This window comes from Chryseobacterium hagamense (assembly GCF_007991455.1).
GTDB lineage: Bacteria > Bacteroidota > Bacteroidia > Flavobacteriales > Weeksellaceae > Chryseobacterium > Chryseobacterium hagamense.
The window spans coordinates 1-22,383 of the sequence record NZ_BJYJ01000012.1; the positions used below are offsets into that span (position 1 = coordinate 1).

At 41.8% G+C, this 22,383-nt stretch carries 22 protein-coding genes; 14 read left to right on the forward strand and 8 right to left on the reverse strand.

Annotation, left to right across the window (positions count from 1 at the left end):
* The first annotated feature begins 98 nt into the window (after positions 1–98).
* From CHA01nite_RS12020 to CHA01nite_RS12030, 3 genes are all read left to right on the forward strand, one after another.
* Positions 99–974, forward strand: a complete 876-nt coding sequence (locus CHA01nite_RS12020) for an aldo/keto reductase (RefSeq protein WP_146941687.1) — start codon at positions 99–101, stop codon at positions 972–974.
* A 394-nt stretch (positions 975–1,368) separates the two neighbouring features.
* On the forward strand, positions 1,369–1,641 hold the full coding sequence (locus tag CHA01nite_RS12025) for a RebB family R body protein (RefSeq protein WP_146941688.1): 273 nt from the start codon (positions 1,369–1,371) through the stop codon (positions 1,639–1,641).
* Positions 1,642–1,746: 105 nt separating this feature from the next.
* Positions 1,747–2,193, forward strand: a complete 447-nt coding sequence (locus CHA01nite_RS12030; protein ID WP_146941689.1) for a hypothetical protein — start codon at positions 1,747–1,749, stop codon at positions 2,191–2,193.
* Between the two features lie 417 nt (positions 2,194–2,610).
* Here the strand turns inward: CHA01nite_RS12030 and CHA01nite_RS12035 are convergent, their stop codons facing one another.
* The 4 genes from CHA01nite_RS12035 to CHA01nite_RS12050 are packed head-to-tail and all read right to left on the reverse strand — an operon-like array spanning position 2,611 to position 5,862.
* Positions 2,611–3,948, reverse strand: a complete 1,338-nt coding sequence (locus tag CHA01nite_RS12035) for a UDP-N-acetylmuramate--L-alanine ligase (protein WP_146941690.1) — start codon at positions 3,946–3,948, stop codon at positions 2,611–2,613.
* 4 nt (positions 3,949–3,952) lie between these two features.
* Positions 3,953–4,390 carry a hypothetical protein gene (locus CHA01nite_RS12040; protein ID WP_146941691.1) on the reverse strand — a complete coding sequence of 146 codons (438 nt, stop codon included), beginning with the start codon at positions 4,388–4,390 and terminating at the stop codon, positions 3,953–3,955.
* A 12-nt stretch (positions 4,391–4,402) separates the two neighbouring features.
* A complete protein-coding gene (locus CHA01nite_RS12045) occupies positions 4,403–5,209 on the reverse strand; it encodes a lysophospholipid acyltransferase family protein (RefSeq protein WP_146941692.1) in 807 nt (268 codons plus the stop codon).
* Between the two features lie 26 nt (positions 5,210–5,235).
* The gene (locus CHA01nite_RS12050; RefSeq protein ID WP_146941693.1) at positions 5,236–5,862 is read right to left on the reverse strand and encodes an NUDIX hydrolase; all 627 of its coding nucleotides are present in this window, start codon (positions 5,860–5,862) and stop codon (positions 5,236–5,238) included.
* Positions 5,863–6,472: 610 nt separating this feature from the next.
* Between CHA01nite_RS12050 and CHA01nite_RS12055 the strand changes: the two genes are divergently transcribed.
* From CHA01nite_RS12055 to CHA01nite_RS12080, 6 genes are all read left to right on the forward strand, one after another.
* A complete protein-coding gene (locus CHA01nite_RS12055; RefSeq protein ID WP_146941694.1) occupies positions 6,473–7,291 on the forward strand; it encodes a hypothetical protein in 819 nt (272 codons plus the stop codon).
* A 147-nt stretch (positions 7,292–7,438) separates the two neighbouring features.
* Positions 7,439–7,837, forward strand: coding sequence for a hypothetical protein (locus CHA01nite_RS12060; RefSeq protein WP_228458406.1), 399 nt, complete (start codon positions 7,439–7,441; stop codon positions 7,835–7,837).
* A gap of 10 nt (positions 7,838–7,847) precedes the next feature.
* Positions 7,848–8,579, forward strand: coding sequence for a curli-like amyloid fiber formation chaperone CsgH (csgH, locus tag CHA01nite_RS12065; protein WP_146941695.1), 732 nt, complete (start codon positions 7,848–7,850; stop codon positions 8,577–8,579).
* A gap of 11 nt (positions 8,580–8,590) precedes the next feature.
* The gene (locus CHA01nite_RS12070) at positions 8,591–9,001 is read left to right on the forward strand and encodes a curli production assembly/transport component CsgF (protein ID WP_146941696.1); all 411 of its coding nucleotides are present in this window, start codon (positions 8,591–8,593) and stop codon (positions 8,999–9,001) included.
* 27 nt (positions 9,002–9,028) lie between these two features.
* Positions 9,029–10,390, forward strand: a complete 1,362-nt coding sequence (locus CHA01nite_RS12075) for a CsgG/HfaB family protein (RefSeq protein WP_146941697.1) — start codon at positions 9,029–9,031, stop codon at positions 10,388–10,390.
* 11 nt (positions 10,391–10,401) lie between these two features.
* Positions 10,402–11,913, forward strand: coding sequence for a carboxypeptidase regulatory-like domain-containing protein (locus CHA01nite_RS12080; RefSeq protein ID WP_146941698.1), 1,512 nt, complete (start codon positions 10,402–10,404; stop codon positions 11,911–11,913).
* Between the two features lie 605 nt (positions 11,914–12,518).
* On the opposite strand, the gene CHA01nite_RS12085 is transcribed toward CHA01nite_RS12080, so the two are convergent.
* The 4 genes from CHA01nite_RS12085 to CHA01nite_RS12100 form a co-directional block, all read right to left on the reverse strand.
* Complete coding sequence (locus CHA01nite_RS12085; protein ID WP_146941699.1) at positions 12,519–13,163, reverse strand: response regulator transcription factor; 645 nt, start codon at positions 13,161–13,163, stop codon at positions 12,519–12,521.
* 726 nt (positions 13,164–13,889) lie between these two features.
* Positions 13,890–15,449, reverse strand: coding sequence for an Rne/Rng family ribonuclease (locus CHA01nite_RS12090; protein ID WP_146941700.1), 1,560 nt, complete (start codon positions 15,447–15,449; stop codon positions 13,890–13,892).
* Between the two features lie 365 nt (positions 15,450–15,814).
* Positions 15,815–16,105, reverse strand: a complete 291-nt coding sequence (locus CHA01nite_RS12095; RefSeq protein WP_027388329.1) for an HU family DNA-binding protein — start codon at positions 16,103–16,105, stop codon at positions 15,815–15,817.
* A 140-nt stretch (positions 16,106–16,245) separates the two neighbouring features.
* Complete coding sequence (locus CHA01nite_RS12100) at positions 16,246–16,905, reverse strand: response regulator transcription factor (protein WP_228458407.1); 660 nt, start codon at positions 16,903–16,905, stop codon at positions 16,246–16,248.
* A gap of 309 nt (positions 16,906–17,214) precedes the next feature.
* Here CHA01nite_RS12100 and tssO point away from each other — a divergent pair, with 309 nt between their 5' ends.
* From tssO to CHA01nite_RS12125, 5 genes are all read left to right on the forward strand, one after another.
* The gene (tssO, locus tag CHA01nite_RS12105) at positions 17,215–17,751 is read left to right on the forward strand and encodes a type VI secretion system TssO (protein WP_146941702.1); all 537 of its coding nucleotides are present in this window, start codon (positions 17,215–17,217) and stop codon (positions 17,749–17,751) included.
* A gap of 6 nt (positions 17,752–17,757) precedes the next feature.
* On the forward strand, positions 17,758–18,285 hold the full coding sequence (locus tag CHA01nite_RS12110) for a type VI secretion system transmembrane protein TssO (RefSeq protein WP_146941703.1): 528 nt from the start codon (positions 17,758–17,760) through the stop codon (positions 18,283–18,285).
* A gap of 60 nt (positions 18,286–18,345) precedes the next feature.
* On the forward strand, positions 18,346–19,254 hold the full coding sequence (locus tag CHA01nite_RS12115; protein WP_146941704.1) for a PKD domain-containing protein: 909 nt from the start codon (positions 18,346–18,348) through the stop codon (positions 19,252–19,254).
* Positions 19,255–19,306: 52 nt separating this feature from the next.
* Positions 19,307–21,706, forward strand: coding sequence for a type VI secretion system protein TssR domain-containing protein (gene tssR / locus CHA01nite_RS12120; RefSeq protein WP_146941705.1), 2,400 nt, complete (start codon positions 19,307–19,309; stop codon positions 21,704–21,706).
* Positions 21,707–21,803: 97 nt separating this feature from the next.
* Positions 21,804–22,307: a DUF4280 domain-containing protein gene (locus CHA01nite_RS12125; RefSeq protein ID WP_146941706.1), complete on the forward strand. Its 504-nt coding sequence runs from the start codon at positions 21,804–21,806 to the stop codon at positions 22,305–22,307.
* Positions 22,308–22,383: the final 76 nt, after the last annotated feature.

Genomic DNA, 22,383 nt, shown 5'->3' on the forward strand with positions numbered 1-22,383 from the left:
AACCAATAACCAATAACCAATAACCAATAACCAATAACCAATAACCAATAACAAATAACAAATAACAAATAACAAATAACAAATAACAAATAAATACTATGCAACAGAAAACGTATACAGGACAACCTGTCATTACCTTAAATAACGGCGTGGATATCCCGGCTTTGGGTTTCGGGGTATGGCAGATGGAAAACCTGCAGGAATGTGAAAATGCGGTAATCAAAGCCATCGAAACCGGTTACCGGATGATCGATACGGCTTCGATTTACCAGAATGAAACGGCGGTAGGAAATGCCATCAGGAACAGCGGAACGGACCGGGAAGAACTGTTCATTACGTCCAAGCTCTGGGTTCAGGATACCTCTTATGAAAAGGCAAAAGGTGCTTTTCAGCGGACATTGGACCGGTTACAATTGGATTATCTCGATATGTATCTGATCCACTGGCCTTATGCCGATTTTACCGGCGCGTGGAAAGCCATGGAAGAATTGTATCAGGAAGGAAAGATCAGAGCGATCGGAGTCTGCAATTTCCCGGAGGATAAGATGGAGGAACTGAAAGCAGCTGCAACCGTTCTTCCGGTGATCAACCAGATCGAGCTGCACCCGATTTTCCAGCAAAAGGAGCTTCAGAAGTATAACAGGGAAAATAACATCATTACCCAGCCGTGGAGCCCGCTTGGAAACGGAAACACAGGACTGCTGCAGAACGAAGAATTGCAATCCATTGGTGAAAAATACGGGAAAACAGTTGCCCAGGTGATTTTAAGATGGCATCTTCAGGAAGGTTTCTGTGTCATTCCGAAGTCGGTAACCCCTTCAAGAATCGAGGAAAATTTCAAGGTGTTTGATTTTGAACTGACGGAAGATGAAATGAATACAGTCCGTTCTCTGGATACCGGAAAAAGACTGTTCTTCGACCCTAAAGATCCGGAGTGGGAACAGAAAATGCTGAAAGCCGTAGCGGATATTTAGTCTAAAGCTTCTTTACACTTTATTTATCGCAAAAGCATACAAAAGTTTAAGAGCCTGTTTAAATTTACCTTTTATATTTTAACATTAAGAATTTAAGGCATTTTAGCTTAAAAAATCAATATGTCGGTTGCCCGGCAATATTCAATTAAGTCAATTGAAATCATCGTATTAAAGTGAAGAATAAACAAAGTTTATTTAATTCAGAAAATTAAGAGAAATGACGGAAAGTTTGATGAATTAAAATTTTAAACAGGCTCTAAAATTTTTGGCTTTTAATCCGGTTGATTTAGATTGTAAACCTGCAAGCGTAAAAAATGACTCCTTCTGTATTGGAAGGAGTTTTTATTTTCGTTTCGAAATAAATGCTATCTTTAGGAAAATTAAAAAATGAGCCATGGAAAATAATAATGTCAATCAACAGATTACGGATGCGGTAACCCAGTCTAATGTCAAAATAACAGGAGAAGCTCCGGCAGTGGCCTTGGGGAGTATTTACCAGTCAATGGCACACGCTACGGGTATATTGTTTGAAAATGCATTCAGTGCACAAAACCAGCAGAATATTCTGAGTCAGGCTGCCGCAACGCAGGGAGTAATGCAGGTGTACAGTCTGGATACGGTTGCTGATGCAGCAAACTGGGTCAAAATCCCGAATGAAGGTAAATGATGCTTTAAGTTTCAGCATAACAGAATGGATTGGTAAGTAATTTTATTGCTACGGCCTGAAACCAAAAGATAAGTTCTATTTTTGCAGACTTAAAATAGTAATACCATGAAGAAAATCATTTTACCACTGATCCTTTTTTCCGCTATTTCATGTGGCAGCGGTGATGAAGACCGGGAATCCGGCAATAAGGCCTCTGTTATAGGAAAATGGTCTGTTGAAAAATCGGAAATTTACCGTTCCTTAAACCAGCAGATCCAGACTTTTTACCCGACCGACTGCCAGAAAACGGGTACCCAGGAATTTACTTCTACCCATCTTATTTCCATTTCGTATGCCGAAATAAACCATACCTGCGAAAAGACGGATGCTTTCACAAGAAAATATACTTTTAATAAAGGAGACGGGAAATTCTGGTTTGAAGGTGAGGAAAATGATCCGTATTTAATTACCCAGCTGAGCCAGACCGGTATGGTGATCGAGGACCGGATGCAGGATTTTGATGGCGACGGAACCAATGATGTACTCAGACGCTTTTACAAAAGAATTAATTAAACTGATATAAACCCAAAAACTCTGCCTAACGGGGCTGGATGCGGGAAGCCGGATGTTTTTCAGGTTCCTATCAGAAGACTTTGTCTGAGATAGTTCAAAATCAGATGGATGCCCTTAATTTTTATATTAAGCTGACTTTGCTCCGGAAGAGCAATATCTGTCTAGTAGTGCATTGATAGGTATGGTCATCAGAATTCGGTAGGAGTTCCATTTTTTTAACCTTATCATAGAATCCATCAGTTTCCGCTACGGTTCTTATCTTTTTTGGAAAATTCAATTTCCGGAATGGCACCGAAGCAGAATCCAGGTAATGTACTGCATAATCAATGATTAGAAATCGAATAAATATCATTGGAATTATGGTAAACTAAAAACTCCTTTCGATTGAAAGGAGTTTTTAGTAATATGATAATTAAATTATTTTGTTAGATCCAGTCCGCCGAAGTTTCCGGAACTCATCATCAGGTAAACGCCCTGCGTTTTATCCAGCGTGTTCCAGTAGGCATGAAGATCGTCCGCATTGGTGAAGATTTTCAGGTCTGCATTTTTGAATTTCTCACGGATCAGCTCCGGGGAAATGGGTTCCATTCTTTTGATCTTCAGGGCATCTTCCGAGTAGAAGACCACCGCTTCATCCAAACCGTCCATCGCATGGTCATACTGCTCCAGGAAAACCGGGTTCAGGCTCGAATAGGTGTGAAGCTCCAGGAAACCGTATTTCTTATCTTTTTTAAACTGTTCGCCGAAAGCTTTTACCGTGGCCTTTACCTTGCTTGGTGCATGGGCAAAATCTTTGTAAAGGATTCCCTGATCCTCCCGGTTTACTTTCTCCAGGCGTTTTGAGGCTCCCGTAAAACTCATGATGGCTTCGTAGAAATCCTCATCCATAATCCCCAGGGTATGGCAGATATGCCGTGCTCCTTCCATATTCAGCAGGTTATGGGCGCCGAATACCGAAAGCGGAACATCGCCTATTTCCGTTTTTAGGTGAACTTTTCCGTTTACGATTTCATATTCAGGAGTCCGGTATGGAATTTTCCGGAAGTAATTTTCCGCTTCCTCCACGACTTTCACCACTTCGGCATCTTCTTCATTGTAAACGAGGACGCCGCCGGCAGTGATGCTGGCCACAAACTTCCTGAACTGTTCGATATAATCGTCGAACGTTTTAAATACATTGATGTGGTCCCAGGCGATTCCGCTCAGCAAAGCGATATTCGGCTGGTAAAGTAAGAATTTGGAACGCAGGTCGATGGGAGAGGAGAGGTATTCATCCCCTTCCAGCACTATAAAATCGTTGTCCGGAGTCAGCTTTACCATACAGTCGAAGCCTTCAAGCTGGGCACCCACCATGAAATCCACTTCTTTCTGATGAAAGTTCAATACATGAAGAATCATTGAGGTAATGGTGGTCTTTCCATGGGAACCTGCAATAACCACTCTGGTTTTATCTTTCGACTGCTCGTACAGGAATTCGGGATAGGAGTAAATCTTCAGTCCCAGTTCTTTGGCTCTGGCCAGTTCCGGATTGTCCTGATGGGCATGCATGCCTAAAATGACGGCATCCATGTCGGCAGTGATTTTTTCGGGGAACCAGCCTGTTTCTGCAGGCAGGATCCCTTTGTTTTCCAGCCGGGTCCTGGAGGGTTCGAAAATGGCATCATCGGAACCGGTTACCCGGTATCCTTTATCTTTTAATGCAATGGCAAGATTGTGCATGGCACTTCCGCCGACGGCGATGAAATGGGTCTTCAATCTGTTACGGTTTTTTTACGTGGGTATTGATGATCTTCTGAAAAGCATTCGTGATGTTGATCCAGTTGGTCCTGTAATTAGGCATCACATCGCTCGCATCCGTTCTGCTGCCTTCATTGGGTCCTTTCTTTACGTTGATGGAGATGGCTATATGATCGTAGATCTTTTTATGGTCTTCCTGTATCCTTTTGAAATTGTTCTGGAAAAGGGTTGTCTGAAGATCGTTCAGCTCCTGATCAGAAACATCAAAGTCCTGTTTGTATTTTTTGCCCTGCCCTTCAAAAGAATAGTGGGCTGTGTTTCCTTTGATCAGAAGATTTTCGTAAATAGGAGCAAATCCTCCGCTTTTGGAATAGCTGATGTCAAAATCCGAATATACTTTCTGGCTGTTACATGATACCAACAGCATGAGTGTAAATAAGATTCCTGATATCCTTTTCATAATATCCTGCTTTTAATTATCTGATTTCTTTTGTTCTAACTTTTTGGCTTTCAGTTCTTCATCGTATTGATGCAGAAGGTTGAAATCCTCGGTCTGTTCAATAGCCGTCATGATCTTCAGTAAAATCTGCTGGGCATTTTCTTTATCGTAATCGATGTCCAGTGGCGCCTTGAATTCCATGGTCGGTTTTACACCGGTAACTTTTACCCGGAGGCCCTTTTTATCGAATGCCCTTCTGAATCCGTTGATTTTGATAGGAATTACGATCGGGCGCTGGTTTTTCACCAGTTTGGCCGTCCCCCTTCTTCCCTGGGCAAATGCGGAGGTCGTTCCCTGCGGGAAAGTGGCTACCCATCCGTTATCCAGGGCTTTCATGATGTTGTCTACTTCGCTCATGTCCACGATCCGGTTTACGTTTTTACCTTCGGCCCTCCAGGTCCGCTTTACCGTCACGGCACCGGCGATTTTAAAGATCTTCGGGAGGATCCCTTTGTTCATGGTTTCTTCCGCGGCTACGTAATAAAAATCGATTTTCGGGTTCAGCAGGTAAATCGGGTTTTTAATGGTATTCAGATATCCGTTGTTTACAGAACAGAAGGCATGGTACATGGCGGCTACATCCGCAAAATAGGTCTGATGGTTGGAAACGAACAGGACATTGGAATCGGGAAGATCCACCAGGTGCTCGGTACCTGAAATTTTCAGTTTGTTAAAGCCGTTAAACCTCCTGTAGGAAACAAACCCCAGGATCAGGATAATCAGTCTTTTTAAAAAATAGGGAGTTCCGAACGCGTCGGTAAAAATATTTTTTTTCGCCATCTCTCAATTTACAGGGTGGTGCAAAGTTACATTTTTTTCAGCAACTGGCTGAATTCGCTCAGAATCATGGCCGTAGCGCCCCAGATGATGTATCCGTTGAAGTTGATCACGGGCACTTCATTCCCGCCGGCACCCGGCAGGGCCATAATTTCAGGGCTGTCGGGGAGACTCAGGAAGCTGGTTACAGGAAATTCGATAACTTCCACTGCTTCGGATTGCTGCAGGATGAATTCAGGGTTCTTTTTGGTATAGGAAATGTAAGGGTACACATAAAAATTGCTGGGCGGAATGTAAATCGGCGACATTTCCCGGATCATCCTTACATAATGTTTTTCGATACCGATTTCTTCAGAGGTTTCCCGGACGGCCGTTTCTGCAAAGTCCCGGTCCGTTTCTTCCCGTTTTCCGCCGGGCAGGGAGATCTGTCCGCTGTGGCGGTCGTGCTCATTAATGGTCCTCTGAATCAGAGGAAAGTGCCACTCATCGTTTTTCAGGTACAACACAATGTTGACGGCTGCAAATTTGGGATTCCGCTCCAAAACTTCCTCATACGTAAAAACAGGCCGTGAGGGAGGAGAAAAAACACCATGGGCATGGATTCCCGGCAATTCCGCCGTTTTTATTTTCCGTAGTAAATCTTTTCCAAAACTCATTCTCAAATTTAATGATTTCTTTTGAAGAAAGGAAGGGGGATAGAGTTAATTAATGGTAAAATACAGAGTTTTAACGCACAGCCTTCTCCCTCATTTTGTAGGATGAGCTTTCTTTAATTTTTATAAAAAATTGATTATTAATTATTTATATTTTTAATTGGTAATGTGATTTATCGATGAACTTATTTAACATAAACCAGAAGCAGAATACGGACTATAGGGTTTGAATAAATCCTTATCCAGAAACTTGAACTTTAGTTATAATTCAATGATAATAAACTGAATATGAATTAAATATAGAGATGATTTACATCATTATTATCAAGTATGAAAGTCCTGTCGGATCAGCCTTTTTATCGGAGGCATTATAACTGGGTGTTGACAGAAAACATGGATTTTCGATGGTTTATATTTGAACAGGACCATTTAATTCAGTATTTAAATACCGTATTTTTCCTTAATCGGAATCCGTGATGTCTTAAAACCGGTAAACCGTGACCCGTTCAGACGGTAAACCGTGATTTTGAGAATTTACCGTTTTGTTGTGTTTTGTGCAGAGGGTACAGGTGCTACCTTTGGATTACTATTAACCAATTAATTTTTTACTGCTATGAAAAATTTAATTACAGGTGTATTTACACTATGGGCCATGGGGTTCTCTTTTGCACAGGCAAATATGGATATGAGTACCCAGAACGGAAATTTAAACGTTGCTACTGTAGACCAGACCGGTCTTCTCAACGTAAATCAATTGAACCAGAACGGTAACCGGAACACTGCGGATATTGATCAGGTCGGAATTTTAAATTCCAGTGAAGTGCAGAGTATCGGAAACCGGAATTCTGTAGATGTGCAGCAGAGCGGTATCGGAAACGGGAACGTAACGAGCCAGACGGGAAACCAAAACATGGCCGATACCTGGCAGGTGGGGATGCTGAACTCTACAGAACAGACCCAGCTCGGAAACCGGAATGAAGTTTCTTCCACCCAATGGGGCAGTATGAACACCGCCCTCCAGTATCAGGACGGGGTAAGGAACCAGGCCACCTCCTTCCAGTGGGGAGATGGTAACCAGGCTATGCAGGTACAGCTGGGAAGAAGAAATGAAGCTTCCTCCATTCAGGCAGGAGATAACAATCTTGTGGGGCAATATCAGCAGGGCAATGATAACAGTGCTGCCAACCTGCAGTCGGGCGATAATAATATTGCCGCCGCTTACCAGATCGGAAACGACAATATGGCCATGGGAACACAGACCGGAGACGGTAACCTGCTGGTGCAGCTGCAATCCGGAAACGGGAATATTGCTCTGGATATCCAGACCGGAGATGGGAATATGGCATCGGTAAACCAGAGTGGGGATAATCATATCCACGTAGGAAGTCAGATCGGAAACAACAATTCTTTGATGGTTAATCAATCCAATTAGAACTTCTTTCACAGAAGCCGGGGAGGGGTTTTTACCTCTCCTTTTTTTTCTTCCGTTTTACCGGAAAATAGTGATTTTTCAGAATTACCTGATCTTCGTGTTTCCTGTAACGGGATCCCGGCCTACCTTTAATAAAAATTAAATACCATGCTAACGCTTAGATGTATTTTGATTATATCCCTCTTTTATCTGCCTGCAAAATCACAACAGACAGACTGGGACAACATCAACAGCATGACTGCCCTGAATCTGACAGCCGTTCAAAATAAGGATTCTGAAGAATCATCTTCCGTAGTCATGCAGATCGGGAACGGAAACCTGGCGGCATTTTCCATTAATGCAAAAACAGATATTGCAGTAAAGCAATATGGCGATGACAATGTACTGTATTTTGTGAATTCATTTTCAGACACGGAAACCAAAACTGCAGTCACTGCCCAGGGGAACAATAATATAATTGATATTACAGGAGCCAACAGCCTGTCTGAAGGTCTGCAGATTCATATCAAAGGAGATAACAGAACCGTTTTTATAAGAAATTATTAACCGTCTTGTGATGAAATATTTCCTCTCTTTTACTTTGTGTACTTTTTTTATCTTCCTGCCGGTCGTCATTCCCGGCCAGGAGGATAGAAAAGTAACGGCCAGAATAGAATATACGGCAACAGAAGGAATGCTTTTGCTGAAAGCAACCGCCGTTAATAACACACAGGTTTACAGAGAACTCAATTATTTACTGATTTCGATAAGAAAAGGCGATCAGGGAAATCTTTCCAGCAACAGGCAGAGTGGGAAATTTTCCGTTAATCCCGGCGAAATGAAGGTTTTATCCGAAGTTAATATCAGTCTTTACAAACAAGGGGCCCTTAAAGCTTTTCTTTACCTGAAAGATGAAGAGACGCAACGCCTGATAGCCAAGGACAGTTTGGAACTTAACGGGGAACTTTTCAGGTCTAAAACAGCGAAAGCGGAAGAACGCGTTTTTTCTGAACTGAGCGGCCTCACCATCGATGAAACCAAAAGCAAGATAGGAAAAGACTTTTATGACCTGTTCTATATGAATTACAGCGTGCTCCCGGATAAACTTCATGCAGCCGTAAAAATTTCCGAGCTTCCGGCCCGGGGAAACAACGGTCAGATCAATATTGAGGTGGAAGATAAGGTGGTCTACAGCTTTATCACCAATCCCGGTGAAGATTATCTGAAAGAACAGCTGGCCGCGGCTTTAAAAAGCATCAAAGAATTTAATGCAAAGAAAAACCTCATCAGAAATGAATTCACCTATTAAAAATAAACGCCATGAAAACTTTTATTATTTTCCTCGGCATCATCGGCGGGATGTTCTCATGCCCATCCCAGCAGCTCGTCTACAAGCCTCTCAATCCGGCGTTCGGTGGGGACACCTTCAATTACCAATGGCTGCTGAATTCGGCCAATGCCCAGAATCAATTCGATAATAAAAAAGATTATAACAGCTTACTGGACAATTTAAATTCCCTGGATAGTTTCAGTAAAAGCCTCAACCGGCAGGTATTGAGTGAATTGTCCAGGAAGCTGTTTGAAGACCAGTTCGGGGATGGCAGCATTCAGCCCGGCAATTATCTTTTCGGCTCGATGTACCTGCAGATTACGGCCACCGCCCAGGGTTTGCTGATCAATATTCTGGATACCACCACAGGAGATCAGTCTGAGATTATTATTCCCAAATAAAGAAAATTACCGAAAAATAATTGTACCATGAAATCCAGAAGCTATCTCAGCATTCCGTCCTGTGTCGTACTCTGTATTCTGCAGGCCTGCAGTTCTTTATTGGGATTGCCTTCCAGCCCGGAAAGATCTACCCTGGGCGAAAATACCCTGTACACCACAGAGCTGAAAAACCTGCCGCTGCCCAAAGAAAAAATTGTGGTCGGAGTTTATAAGTTTCGCGATCAGACGGGGCAGTATAAACCTGCAGAAAACGGGAATAACTGGAGTACGGCAGTCCCCCAGGGTATTACAACCATCCTGATCAAGGCATTGGAAGACAGCAGGTGGTTTATTCCTATAGAAAGGGAAAATATAGCCAACCTTTTAAATGAAAGACAGATCATCCGGTCTACAAGGCAGGAGTATCTGAAAGATGCCGATAAAAACAGCCAGGCGTTACCTCCGCTCCTGTACGCAGGGATCCTGCTGGAAGGCGGCGTGATTTCCTATGACAGCAATATCCTTACCGGAGGATTGGGAGCCAGGTATTTCGGAATCGGAGCATCCACCCAGTACAGACAGGACAGGATTACCATTTATCTGCGTGCCGTGTCCACATCCAACGGCGAAATTCTGAAAACCGTCTACACTTCCAAAACAATTATTTCCACAAGCGTCAACGGAAGTTTCTTCAGGTATATCGATACTGAAAGGTTGCTTGAAGCCGAGGTCGGTCTGACGCAGAATGAGCCGGTACAGCTTGCCGTGACCGAAGCTATAGAAAAAGCCGTAAAAGGATTGGTGGTTGAGGGCATAAAAGATGGTATCTGGGGAAAATCCGTTGAGAAGATATCAGACTATCAGTCGATTCTGGATGAATATGGCAGGGAGCAGAGGAATAATGCCACCCGTACCATCGGCAATCGATTTCCGGGAGATTACAGAAGAAAGATGGCTGTTTTCGGAAATGCAGAGGCCCAGAAGATACGGGATGATTATGTAAACCCCAAAATGAATTTCGGAGGGAAGCTGGGATTCAAATATTTCATCAGCCCTGCTTTCAATCTGGAGATCAGTTCAGATATTTTCACCCTGGAAAACGAAAATATCGTGAAACGTACCTTCTTTGTTCCGGAAGTGAATATCGAATACCTTCTTTTCCCGAAATATAAATTCTCTCCGTACCTGTATGGCGGGGCAGGGGTTATGTATTCACAGGCAAAACCTGCGTATAAGGCCCAGATAGGCGGTGGCCTGGAATATATCATTGCGAAAAAGATCGGTTTAAGAGCTTCTTCCCAATACGATCTGGGGTTGAAGGATGATTGGGAAGGGCTGATTAACGGCAAAAGGAAAGATCAGGCCTTACGTTTTGCTTTAGGACTTAATTTTTATATCGGCAATCCATAGAAACTTGAATTATGAAAACGATGATTAAAATATTCAGCATGCTGATGCTTGTCTTATCTGCATTTTCCTGTACGGAAGACCTTGTGAATCAGGCTCAGACCGGAACGCTTAAAGGAATTGTGGTAAAAAGAGGGACCAATGTACCCCTGGCGAATGTGAAGATTTTCACTTCTCCAAGTACACAGACGGTGTTCTCAGGCACAGACGGCGCTTTTGAAATTGCCAAAATGCCCTTGGGGAATTACTCGGTGAAAGCAGAGCTTACGGGATATGTCACCAATTACCAGGCCTTGAATATTCAGGCCAATGACCAGGCGGTAAGTATGGTTTTTGAAATGGATGATGATAAATCGCTGAATTCTCCGCCTGCAGCCCCGGTCCTGCTAAGTCCGGTGGATAATGCGGTAAACCAGCCACTGAGTGTGGAACTTACCTGGAATGCAACGGATCCGGATACCAAAGATGTACTTACTTACAACCTTACCGTAAAAAATAATGTAAATACAAACGTTGTTCAGGTTAATAATCTTTCAGCGAACCATTATACCCTTTCCGGCCTTAATTACGGCGTAAGTTATTTCTGGCAGGTTTCGGTTTCAGACGGGATCCATACACCGGTCCTGAGTGCTATTGGAAAATTTACGACCAACACCGTGCCTGCGAACAGATATCATTATGTCCTGAAACAGAATGGGAATTTTATAATCATGTCCAGCGATGCTTCAGGAACGAATTTTCAGTTTACCAATCCATCCTTCAACAGCTGGCGTCCGCGCAAAAACAACAATTCAGGACTGATCGCTTTCCTGAGGACAGAAGGAGGAAGCAGCCATATCTATACAGCCAATCCGGATGGATCAAATCCTTTTAAGGTAACTACTGTTCCTGCAGCCGGTTTCAGAAATGATGAACTCGATTTTTCCTGGAGCACCAACGGGCAGGAACTGCTGTATGCGAATTTTAATAAATTATACCGGATCAATAAAGACGGGAGCGGCCTGAATCTCATATATACGACTCCTGACGGAAGCATGATCTCCGAATGCGACTGGAACTATGACGGCAATAAAATTGCCCTGAAAACCAATGATTATAATGGCTATAATGTTAAAATCTATGTTATCGACCTTCTAGGAAATGTCCTTAAGACTGTGATTACGGGGCTTTCCGGCGCATGTGGCGGATTGAATTTTTCTGTAGACGGGCAGATGCTGCTGTATGCAAGGGATGTCTCTGGCAATCAGGATGCCTCGGGAAACTACCGGCAGCTTGATTCCCATATTTTTATGTACAACCTGGCAACGGATACCCATTATGATCTGTCGGCGGAAAGCGATAAGCCGTTAGGAACCAATGATCTTGATCCAAGGTTTTCCCCAAATAATGCCCAGGTCATTTTTATGAATACCTCCAATGATAATATTTCCCAGCGGAATGTTATGGTCATTGACCTGAACACTGCGATGGCGGATTTCACCAGGTCTGTTCTTTTCAGTAATGCTGAAATGCCGGACTATGAATGATTGCCGAAATCCGAATTTTGAAAAACCCGGCTGCCGGTAATACCGGTAGCATTTAATTTCCCATAATTCCTTTTGATTTTTCATGATATTTAGAAAGCTGTCCCAAAAGACAGCTTTTTATATTTCTCAACATTATTTTTAATCTTAACGCCTCTAAAATAACGTGAATTCGACCGTATCAACATCATATTCAATCGATTATTTAATTCAAAAATAAAAATGAGACTGATGCAGTCGGGATTTTTAAATAATACTCATCTTGCCGGAACAAATACACGCTTTATGCTTCTGCCAGGATTTTAACCTATCCTGTACTAAGCCGTCCTTTCAGGACTTTAAAACACGAGAAAATCTGTCCCTGATTGCAAAAAAAGGCGGTTATTCAGTATTGAATCAAAACTTCTCTGATAAAGCGATAACTTATTCTGTTTGATAATCAGGATCTTTGGTCCTGTGTCTGACAAGAGAAACTTCCGGCATCCAGCTTTCCTCTTCCAGTCTTTATATTATGGTTTGCATCTCGAATTCACGTTACAGTATAAATTAAAAAAGACTGCCGGGATTTCAGAGCAGTCTTATTTTATGTACAGGATAGTGGAATGCGCTCAGTCGATGATGTGATTTTCCAATGCATACTTTACCACCCCGACTGAATTTTTTACATTCAGTTTTAAAAGAATTCTTTTCCTGTGGGTTTCCACCGTGTTTATACTGATGAAGAGCTTTTCCGAAATATCTTTACTGCTGAGTCCGTCACAGATCAGTTTTAAAATTTCCAACTCTCTCCTCGTTAAAGGATCTCCGGTATGGCTTTTATTTTCCTGTTCATTGCTGATAAAATGAATCATCCGGTCTTTGGCATGGTTACAGATGTAGATTTCATTATGAAGCAGCGCTTTAACTGACTTGATGAATTCATCATAACTGCTGTTCTTGTCGAGATAACTTTTAATTCCTTTATTAAATAATTTGCGGATATCGATAACGTCGTAATCGTTGCCTATAATGATGATTTTGATCCGCTTATTCTCAGTGGTGATTTTTTCTACCGATTTATAAAGATCCGTGAATATAAGTATATTGGAACTGATCATCAGGAATTCGGGAGGATTCTCTTTCAAAAGTATTCTTAATGCCTCCTGGCAATTGCAGAGATTAATGCTGGAAAAGATTCCACTTTGCTCGAGAAGTTTTGAGAGCCCTTCGGTATACAACAAAGGCTCATCAAAGATTGTTAAACTTGGCCTCATTATAATTAGTTTGTAAATATAAAATTAAGAAAAAATATTTACATTTTAATATATATAATTTAAAAATACTCTATTTATTTAAAATTATAATTAATATTATTTGATTTTTTATGTTTTTTTAATAAATAAATCCCCCAGAATTGATTTTTAGTCTTAAATTTTAGAGTTATATTGAGTAATAATCAGTAATGAAGGGTGTTGGAAGTGTGCTTCAGATTATTCGGTTTTTATTTAAGTAACAGTCCGGGGATATTTGAAAAATCAACAAAAATGATAATCCCGACGGAAGGATCAGATTCTTTTAAGGTGATGTTTAAAACCGGCTGTTTTATTTCTGATGGTTCTTATAAACTTTTGATGCTGTAATAGGTCTCAAAATAAATCAGTCATTAAGCATTTTTTAGATCGTGTAATGGTATTCAGCAGGTATCGGAACAGAAGTAAAAGTCAGGTTTCTGAACAAGCTTTTGGTAAAGTTTCTCTGATGAAGTGACAAATAATTTCATTGGGGTCATCAATACCTTTGATCCTGATTTTGACAACATAAACTTCCGGTATCCGGCTGACCTCTTCCAGGCTTTTAATCCAGGTTCTTCTCCTGATACGTGTTTAATCAGACAGATCAAAAGATAATATGCTCCGGAGGAAAATGTGTGATTGTTCTGAACAGATCAGGATGTCTGAAAACAAAATGCCCCGCCTGAAGCAGAGCATTTAAATTTTGTATCAATTGGAATATCCTGTCAATTCTTCTTTTTTTGAATTGTAAATCCGGTATTCCAGGTATTTGAAGGAGTCTCTCGGGATTACCGTTACCCATTTTTTGTATTTGATGAACCATTTCGTCTGGATGCTGTTGAGTCCTTTGGTAAGGTAAGCTTCCACAAACGGGTGGACATGGAGGTAGAGTTTTCCTTTCTCCTTCTGCATAATCGTTCTCAGGGCTTCGCCCATTCTTTCCACGATAACGATCGGAGCTACGATTTCTCCGTCTTTATTCGGGTTTTCTTCTTTGGTTTCGATCTGTTTTTCCGGACGGTTTCTTTGTCTGGTAATCTGAATCAGTCCGAATTTACTCGGCGGAAGGATCTTATGGCGGGCTTTATCGCGCTTCATTTCTTCCTTCAGATGTTCAAACAGATCTCTTCGGTGTTCGGGGTTCGTCATGTCGATAAAGTCAATGACGATGATGCCCCCCATATCACGGAGACGTAGCTGTCGTGCGATCTCAGTAGCTGCCATTTTGTTTACCCTTAGGGCATGTTCTTTGTTTACGGCAGCCCCGGTGGTGATGTTGTTGCCGGAGTTTACGTCGACTACGTGCAGGGCTTCCGTGTGTTCGATCACCAGGTAAGCACCTTTTGAGCTTGGGATATTGACGTGTTTCCCGAAGCTTTGCTTGAGCTGTTTTTCAACATTGTAATATTCCAGGAGCGGAATATGGGAATTGTGAAAATGGACAATATTTTTTCTTTCCGGGGCAATTACTTCCACGTAATTTTTCATTTCCTCGACCATCTGTTCGTCGTCGCAGGTGATGCTTACGAAATCCTGGTTGAAGTTATCCCTTAAAATAGCTGAAGCTTTGTCATCTTCGCTTAAAACCCTGGACGGAACCTTGTTTTTCTGTATATTTTTAAAAGTTGTCTCCCACTTCTGAATCAGCTGATTCATGTCATTGTGGAGATCGGCTACTTTTTTTCCTTCGGCGACGGTGCGGATGATGACACCGAAACCCTCAGGTTTTATACTCTCGATCAGTGTTCTGAGCCTTTCTTTTTCTTCATTGCTCCTTACTTTTTTGGAGATGGAAACTTTGTTGTCGAAAGGGATCAGAACCAGAAAACGCCCTGTAAGGGAAACCTGGGTAGAAATCCTGGGCCCTTTGGTAGAGATGGGTTCTTTGGTGATCTGAAGCAGAACAATATCATCTTTGGCGATAACTTTGTCTACCGTTCCGTTTTTGTCTATTTCGGGTTGTATCTCGAAATTCTTTAAGCTTGAAATGTTCTGTTTTTTGGAAATCGTATCCTTTACGAATTTTTTGTAAGTAAGGTACTGCGGTCCCAGGTCCTGGTAATGCAGGAAAGCATCCTTTTCGTATCCGATGTTCACGAATGCGGCATTCAGGTTGGGGGCCAGCTTCTTTACTTTCCCGATAAACACATCTCCAACTATAAAACCGTTTTTGTCCTCTTGCTCATGAAGTTCACATAGTCTTCCGTCTTCCAGCAGGACAATCTTCGTAAGATCATCCTCATGCGAAACTATTAGTTCTTTCTTCATTTTAATGTAAGATAAAAATTGTTAAGACGGCAGGAAAAGGCTGTTTTTTCATCATATAAATTTTATGCTTAAGGTAAGCATTCCCATTTGAATGAATGTAATTTTTCTGATAAATCCCAAAAACATCTTTTCCGTATCATCTTATCGTTGCAAAACAAAATATAGTCGGTGAGGCTTTAAAATTTAAAATCACCAACTATATTTTTTATATCATAGATCTCGAGAAAAGGAGATTATTTCTTCTTGTGTCTGTTTGCTCTTCTTCTTTTCTTTCTCTTGTGGGTTGCAACCTTGTGTCTTTTTCTTTTCTTTCCGCTTGGCATAATTATAATTTTTTAGTAACTAGTTAATATTCAGTTAATGTTCTATTTTACGGTAACTTTGGTTTTTACTTTCTCCACAAAAGATTTTGATGGTTTGAAAGCAGGAATGTTATGGGCAGGAATTTCAATAGCAGTGTTCTTGGAGATGTTTCTTCCCGTTTTTGCTGCTCTTGTTTTAATAATGAAAGATCCAAAACCTCTTAGATAAACATTGTCTCCATTATACATAGAAGTCCTGATTTCCTGCATAAAAGCCTCTACAACTTTCTGTGTTTCATTCTTTTCGGTGCCCAACTTATTTGAGATGGTGTTTACCAATTCTGCCTTTGTCATTTCCTTATTTTAATTTTAAATTTTAGGTGTGCAAATTTAGTTAAAAAAATTGAATATTAACAAATTAGTGGCAAAATATTTTTCTTTAAGAGGTTGAAAACTTAATATTTACTCGGTGTTAAAGTATGATTAACTCTCCTTTACATGCTGGAGTTGTAGTATCCGTTCTCCACACAGAAGCGGATGAGGTGGAGTTTTGTCTTCAGTCCGAGCTTTTCCGTCAGGCGGTTGATATACGTATCGATGGTGCGTGTGCTGAGGTTGAGTTTTTCTCCGATTTCCTTATTGCTGAAGCCTTCATAACAGAATTTCATAAGCTGGATCTCGGTTGGGGAAAGTTCTTCCTGGCTCTTCTTCTGGCGGTCCATATATTCCATAACGGCTAATGGCTGCTGCTGCCAGGCCAGGGTATAGGCTTCATAATCAAAGCTGTCTGAAGCGATCTTTCCTTTGATGAGGTCTTTGATGAGGCCGCTTTTTTTCTCGCAGTAGTAGATATTCGGGATTTTGGACAGGAGATCTGCCATATCTTCCTGATAGGTTCCGGAATAAGTAATAATCGGCGTTTCGGTATTCATTCTACGGATGTATTTAATGGCTTCCAGTCCGCTGAGTACCGGCATGAAAAGCTCGATGATGAATACATCTTCCTGTCTTCTGTAATTCCTGCTGATGAGCTCATGGCCGTTGTTGCAGTCGTTAAGCAGGATGTAAAACGGATTTTCCGTAAGCGTTTTGATCAGGATCTTTTTAAAATAAAAATCGCTGTCGGCTATGGAAAATCGCACAGTATTACTCAATATTTTGCTCACTTTACGATCGATTTGGTGAATGATAATTAAATTCAGATTACTAAATTAGGAAAATAACCCGAACCCGGAAATTAATTTTATCAAAGATAAATCCTGTAACTTTGAAGCATTCAGCTGTAAAAATGGATGATGGCGGTGTAATTTTTACCAGTTCGTAATGTTGTAATCGTTTACCTTAAAAGACGTTATCTTCCTGTCTGGTCATTAAATTCTGAAACTGCTTTGCAGAAACGAATACTTAATTTTGTATATACATTATTTTTTTATAATTTCACATTCCAAACAAATCACAAACATATGTCTTCGAATAGGGAGAAAAAATTAAATAAATCGGACGTCAGGATGGGCATTTGGAAGTTTGTCCTGTCATTCATTATTCTGTCGGGTGTTTCCTTCATCTGCGTCTTTTTCTTTTTCAAAAGCTATGATATCCAGCGGCAAGGAATCAAAAAACAGGCAGACGACTACCGTGAACTGCTCACCCGGAGCGATCTTCTCAGGATTCATGTAGACAGCATCATGTACCGCATGGATCAGCTTGACATCAATAAGGTGGATAACGACATCTTTCTCCGCAACTACATCATCGATAATGTCCGGGATGCCAAAAACATCATGGGAAAAGACAGTGCCGATAATTTCAAGCATTATTCCATTCTGATGAAACAGATTGCCCCGATGCTCGCGCTTAAAAATGATATCGTCAATGTGTCATATAAAGAGCAGAATGCGCTGCGGGACCTCAGCGAATGCCGGGGAAAGGTAGGCATCGTCAACCATGAGCTCAGGGTAGACCCTACCCGGAAATTTTCAGGAAGCAGAAGAAGAAGATAAAATATTATGCAGGGACAAATCACACTATCGAAAAAAGAAAGGCATTACCAATTTTTATACTTAATTCTCATGCTTTTCGCCGCACTTGTTTTTTTAGGGATCATTTTCCTGAAAGGGTTTGAATCGCCATTTTCGGATGAAGATATGGTTTCCGTACAGAATCTCGATGAAAAAGCGAAATTCGACCAGAAGCAGAAGTTTTCATTTAAAACCATGGACAGCACCTTTGCAATGATCAACCGGCTGACGGATGAAGCACCGCAACCTTTTGAGGAAGCCAACATCATGTATGGAATCAATGATGTGGCCGGGTATTTCGAAAACGGAGATAATATTTCGGATATCCGGAAAGATGCCTATCCGCAGATTGCCAAATTCTACAAAATGTATTTTAATGATAAGAAAGTGATTTCCAGTAAAACGGAAAACATCAAAAATTTCACAAAACAGTTTGAAGAATGCTCCATAGGCTTTAAAGAAAAGAAGAGCCAGCTTTTCCAGAGGGAAACCGCACTGAAGGCAAGATCCCAATAACCCCAAACCTGATACCGGGAAACTTCATTTACAAAATAAAACACATCACAATCACGAACTATGAATTACTTTCAGAAAAACAAGAAAAACATTATCATCGGTGTTATTGCGACGCTGCTTATTGCGGCCCTCGTAGCATTGTGGCTCCAGAAGAAAGTGATACACTCCGCCGACGATATTGTCGGGGTCGTTTATCCTTCTACGCTTAAAGTAGGAGATACCCTGTTATTCGAGGACAAGACCCAGTTTGCAAAAACCAAAATGTGGAATTTCGGCGACGGGACGTCAAGCGATAAAAGCAGCGGGATCCATTTCTACAATAAGCCGGGATATTACCAGGTCACCTTAATTATCGACAACAAATATTCCAAATCATTCCCTGTAATGGTCTCCGCCAGAACCATCCCGAGACCGGCGGACTCCACCAAAATACGAACGGTAATCGATGCGCAGACCCAGGCCATGCAGTTTGAAAACGTACAGTTCCGGGCCATCTCGGATGCCAAGCAGTTTACCTGGAAATTCGGCGAAACCGGAAATATCGATTCCAAGGATAAAATGGCCATTTATTCCTACAAAAAACCCGGGGATTACGTCGTAACACTCTATACGGACGAAAGTGCCGAGCCAATTCTGCACCAGATCAAAATCCTTCCGGCTTATGATGCTTTACAGGAAGAAGTAAGCGTAGAAGATGCCTATGCAAAAATCGACAATGATTTCAAATACCACCTTCAGCAGATTGCCAACGGAAACAGTTTCAACATGCACTATAATTACCTGTTGAGAACTTATCTCTGCAACAATGAAAATACGGTAGTGAAAGTAAACGACAGCAAAGTGAATAATTTTTACATGTATTGTGCCGGATTGCAGTTTGATAAAAACAATGTCATCCAAACCGTCAAAGTAAACTTCGATGACGCACAGAACTGTGTAACGAAAGTCGATATCAACCAAAGTAAATAATTCCTGTCCCGGAACTTTTCGGACAACACACCCATCATTTAAATAAATCAAGATGAAAAATAAATTTCCTCTCGCAGCATATTACGTAGGCATTTCAGTTTTACTGGTAAGTTGCCAGGTAAAGCTTCCATCCAAAAAGACACCGGAGCCGGTACATTACGGGCAGATAGACAATGCCCCGGTGATTAACGGGTTTCCTAAAAAATCGGTTCCCTGGATTGCCATCTCAGACCGTTCCAGAAACACGGCCTATTTAGATAAAAATGACGAAAAATCATACAAGGAGGTAAAATTTCTGGAACCCCTGATGGTACTGAAAAACAGGGACGGCATGGTAAAAGTCGCTGAATATATCCCGGATGCCTTAATGAAGAAAGTCTCTTCCAAACAGATCAAAACCTATGGCTGGATCCCGGAATCCGATCTTTTATTGTGGAGCAACTCTCTGAAAAGCGAAAAGACAGGCTTCCCGGTAAGGGTGGCCGTGGTGCCGAGCAACAGCGAAGTGATCCGCAATTCGGAAAGGTATTACAAAAATGATTCGATTATGGTATTCAATTCACCGAGCCTGATTGAACAGGCCGATGTGAAAATCCCGAACGGACAGATCGTATACGTTTACAAGCAGGCGGAAAATAACAAAAGATTCCTGGTCGGGAAGAAGCCTTCCGTGGATCTGGACAGCATCAGCACCGGGTTGTACGGTTGGGTAAGCTCCAATGTTATTTCAGCCTGGGGAGAACGTTCTGCCGTAAAGATGAAGAATACCACGGGCATTACCGAAACCAGTCTTGGAATTCATGAAGGGGCACCCGGCAAAAACAGTGCGGAAGACCAAGCAGCCGTTCTGCTCACCGATGTCAACAGAAGGACGCCGCTGGAAAATATTTTTCCGGTAACCTTACCGCTGCACGATCCGCCGACCCCGGATTCGAAGACCAAATATTTTACAAATATCCTGGACTACAGCAATAATTATGTATTCAATGTTCTTGGAGAACCGATCCGTTTTGACCGTTACCGGGAGATTACGGAGAAAAATAAAAAAATAAATATTGTTTTTGCCCTGGACATCAGTGCGCCGAATGCGCCTTATGCCCCGATTGTAAAATCATTGCTGCAGGATCTCCAGCTGAGATTCGAAAAGCCTTCTTATTTCAATCAGGTAAAATATGGAGTGGTTTTGTATAAAAACAATTCATGCGGAGATAATGTGGCTGTTTCGGGCTTAAATACCGATTACAGTAAAATTACAACGTTCATCGATCAGAAGAGCAATGAAATGAACTGTGCAAGCAACAGCGGTTACCAGCCGGTCGGAGAAGGGCTGATGGCTGCCGGAAACCTGCTGTCCAATGTTCCGGATGAAACCAATGTGGTGATCACGGTGGGAACTTCCGCCAGCCAAAGCGGGAATATGTACGGGGTAATCAATTCCCTTACCCAGGCACAGGCCAGACTGATCATGTTCCAGACCAGCGCAAGGTCTTCGGATACCTACAATGACTTTGTCCTGATGTCTGAAAATGTGGTGACCAATACCGCCAAAAATATTGCAGAGCTTAAGAAACAGAAAATCATCAATCAGAATGATGTTTTAACCAAAAATAATTTCAGCCTGGTGGAAAGTGATGAAGGGTTCTTCTCACTGGACTACCCTAAGCAGAGTATGGCCCAGGGATTTGTGATTTTCCCTAAAAAAGGGGATATTGCCACACCGGGCTATCTTAAAAAATCCGTAGACAGCCTGATTGCGCAGGTTACGCTGGACAACACCAACCTTGATAAATCCCTGAACGATTATTTCCATTCTTCGGTAGGCGCAGGAAAAACGGATGTTGATGTACGATATAAATATCTGTATCCGGGACTCACCAATCCGGTGCCGGCAGGTATTGCTGCCCAGCTGATCAATTATGGCAATCCATTCCTCGTAAAAGGCTATATCCCGAAAGAGCTGAAGGATTTTAAACCTGGTCTTGAGAAAGGCGTACTGATCTCTGAAAAAGAGTTTGATAACTTAAAGCAGTTCTACACGGAAGTATACCGGAATACCGGTGCTGAAAGAACGGATTTCAAACAGTCCAGAGCCATTAACGAATATGTGAAGCTTCTGAAGAAATATAATCCTTCGTTTCAGTTTCTGGATAAGAGCGAATTATATAAACAGCCGATGTCTTATGCAGTGGGTATAAGTACCGGTTTTGATAATTCCGAAGAAGAACTGATGTCCAAATACATGCTGAAAGGATGGAAAAAATCCAAAATCGTGACCAATGAGACCGTAAGGAATTATTTCCGGAACTATAAAAACCTGGCCGACCGAATGCTTTCCCACCGGAATGACCCGGCGGTTAAAATCCAGCAGAACGGGCAGACCTTTTACTGGCTGAATGAATATTTTATGCCGACCATGATGCCGGTAGAGGCACCGGAATATACAGGGCATTAAGAACATATTACCCGGAAAAGCAGAAATTTATTTTCTGCTTTTTTTTATTTTTTAATCTAAAAATTTTTATCTTTGACATTACCCAAATCGCATCGATATGTCACAGCAATCATCACCTCATGACGGCAAATATTTTGTTGTACAAAAAGGCAAAGCCCAGTGTAACCAGGGCGATCAGTTCCCCCAGTATAAAGTAAGTTCCCATCAGAAACATTTCTGGAATGACTCCGATGGCAATGCCGATTTCCTCGGCGTTACGGAAGACGATCTCCAGTTCAATCCCCCGGGCCCAAGTTTTGGGCGGTGTAAGCTGAAGCCCAGCAGCAGCGGCTATCTTCCCTGTACCTATGCACCAGCCGGAAAATGGCAGAAAACCTATGATAAAGTACAGATCATGGGCAAAAAGATCGTTACCGAGCTTTCGGAACTGCAATGCACGGTCGGGGGGAAAATCACCATCAAAGATCATGGGCAGCGAGGGGAAATGAGCAGGAAAAATGTGAAAAATGCAGATAATAAAACGGTTCAGCATATCAACCCTCTGGTAAAAATGCAGGACTATAAGGAAACCGTTTTGGAAAGCGAAATTGACGCATATTAAATCAAAAAACACCTTCCATGTCTAAAAAAGGAGTTTCAAAGATTTCGGGAAACCCTGCTCCGAAAGTAGGGGAAAA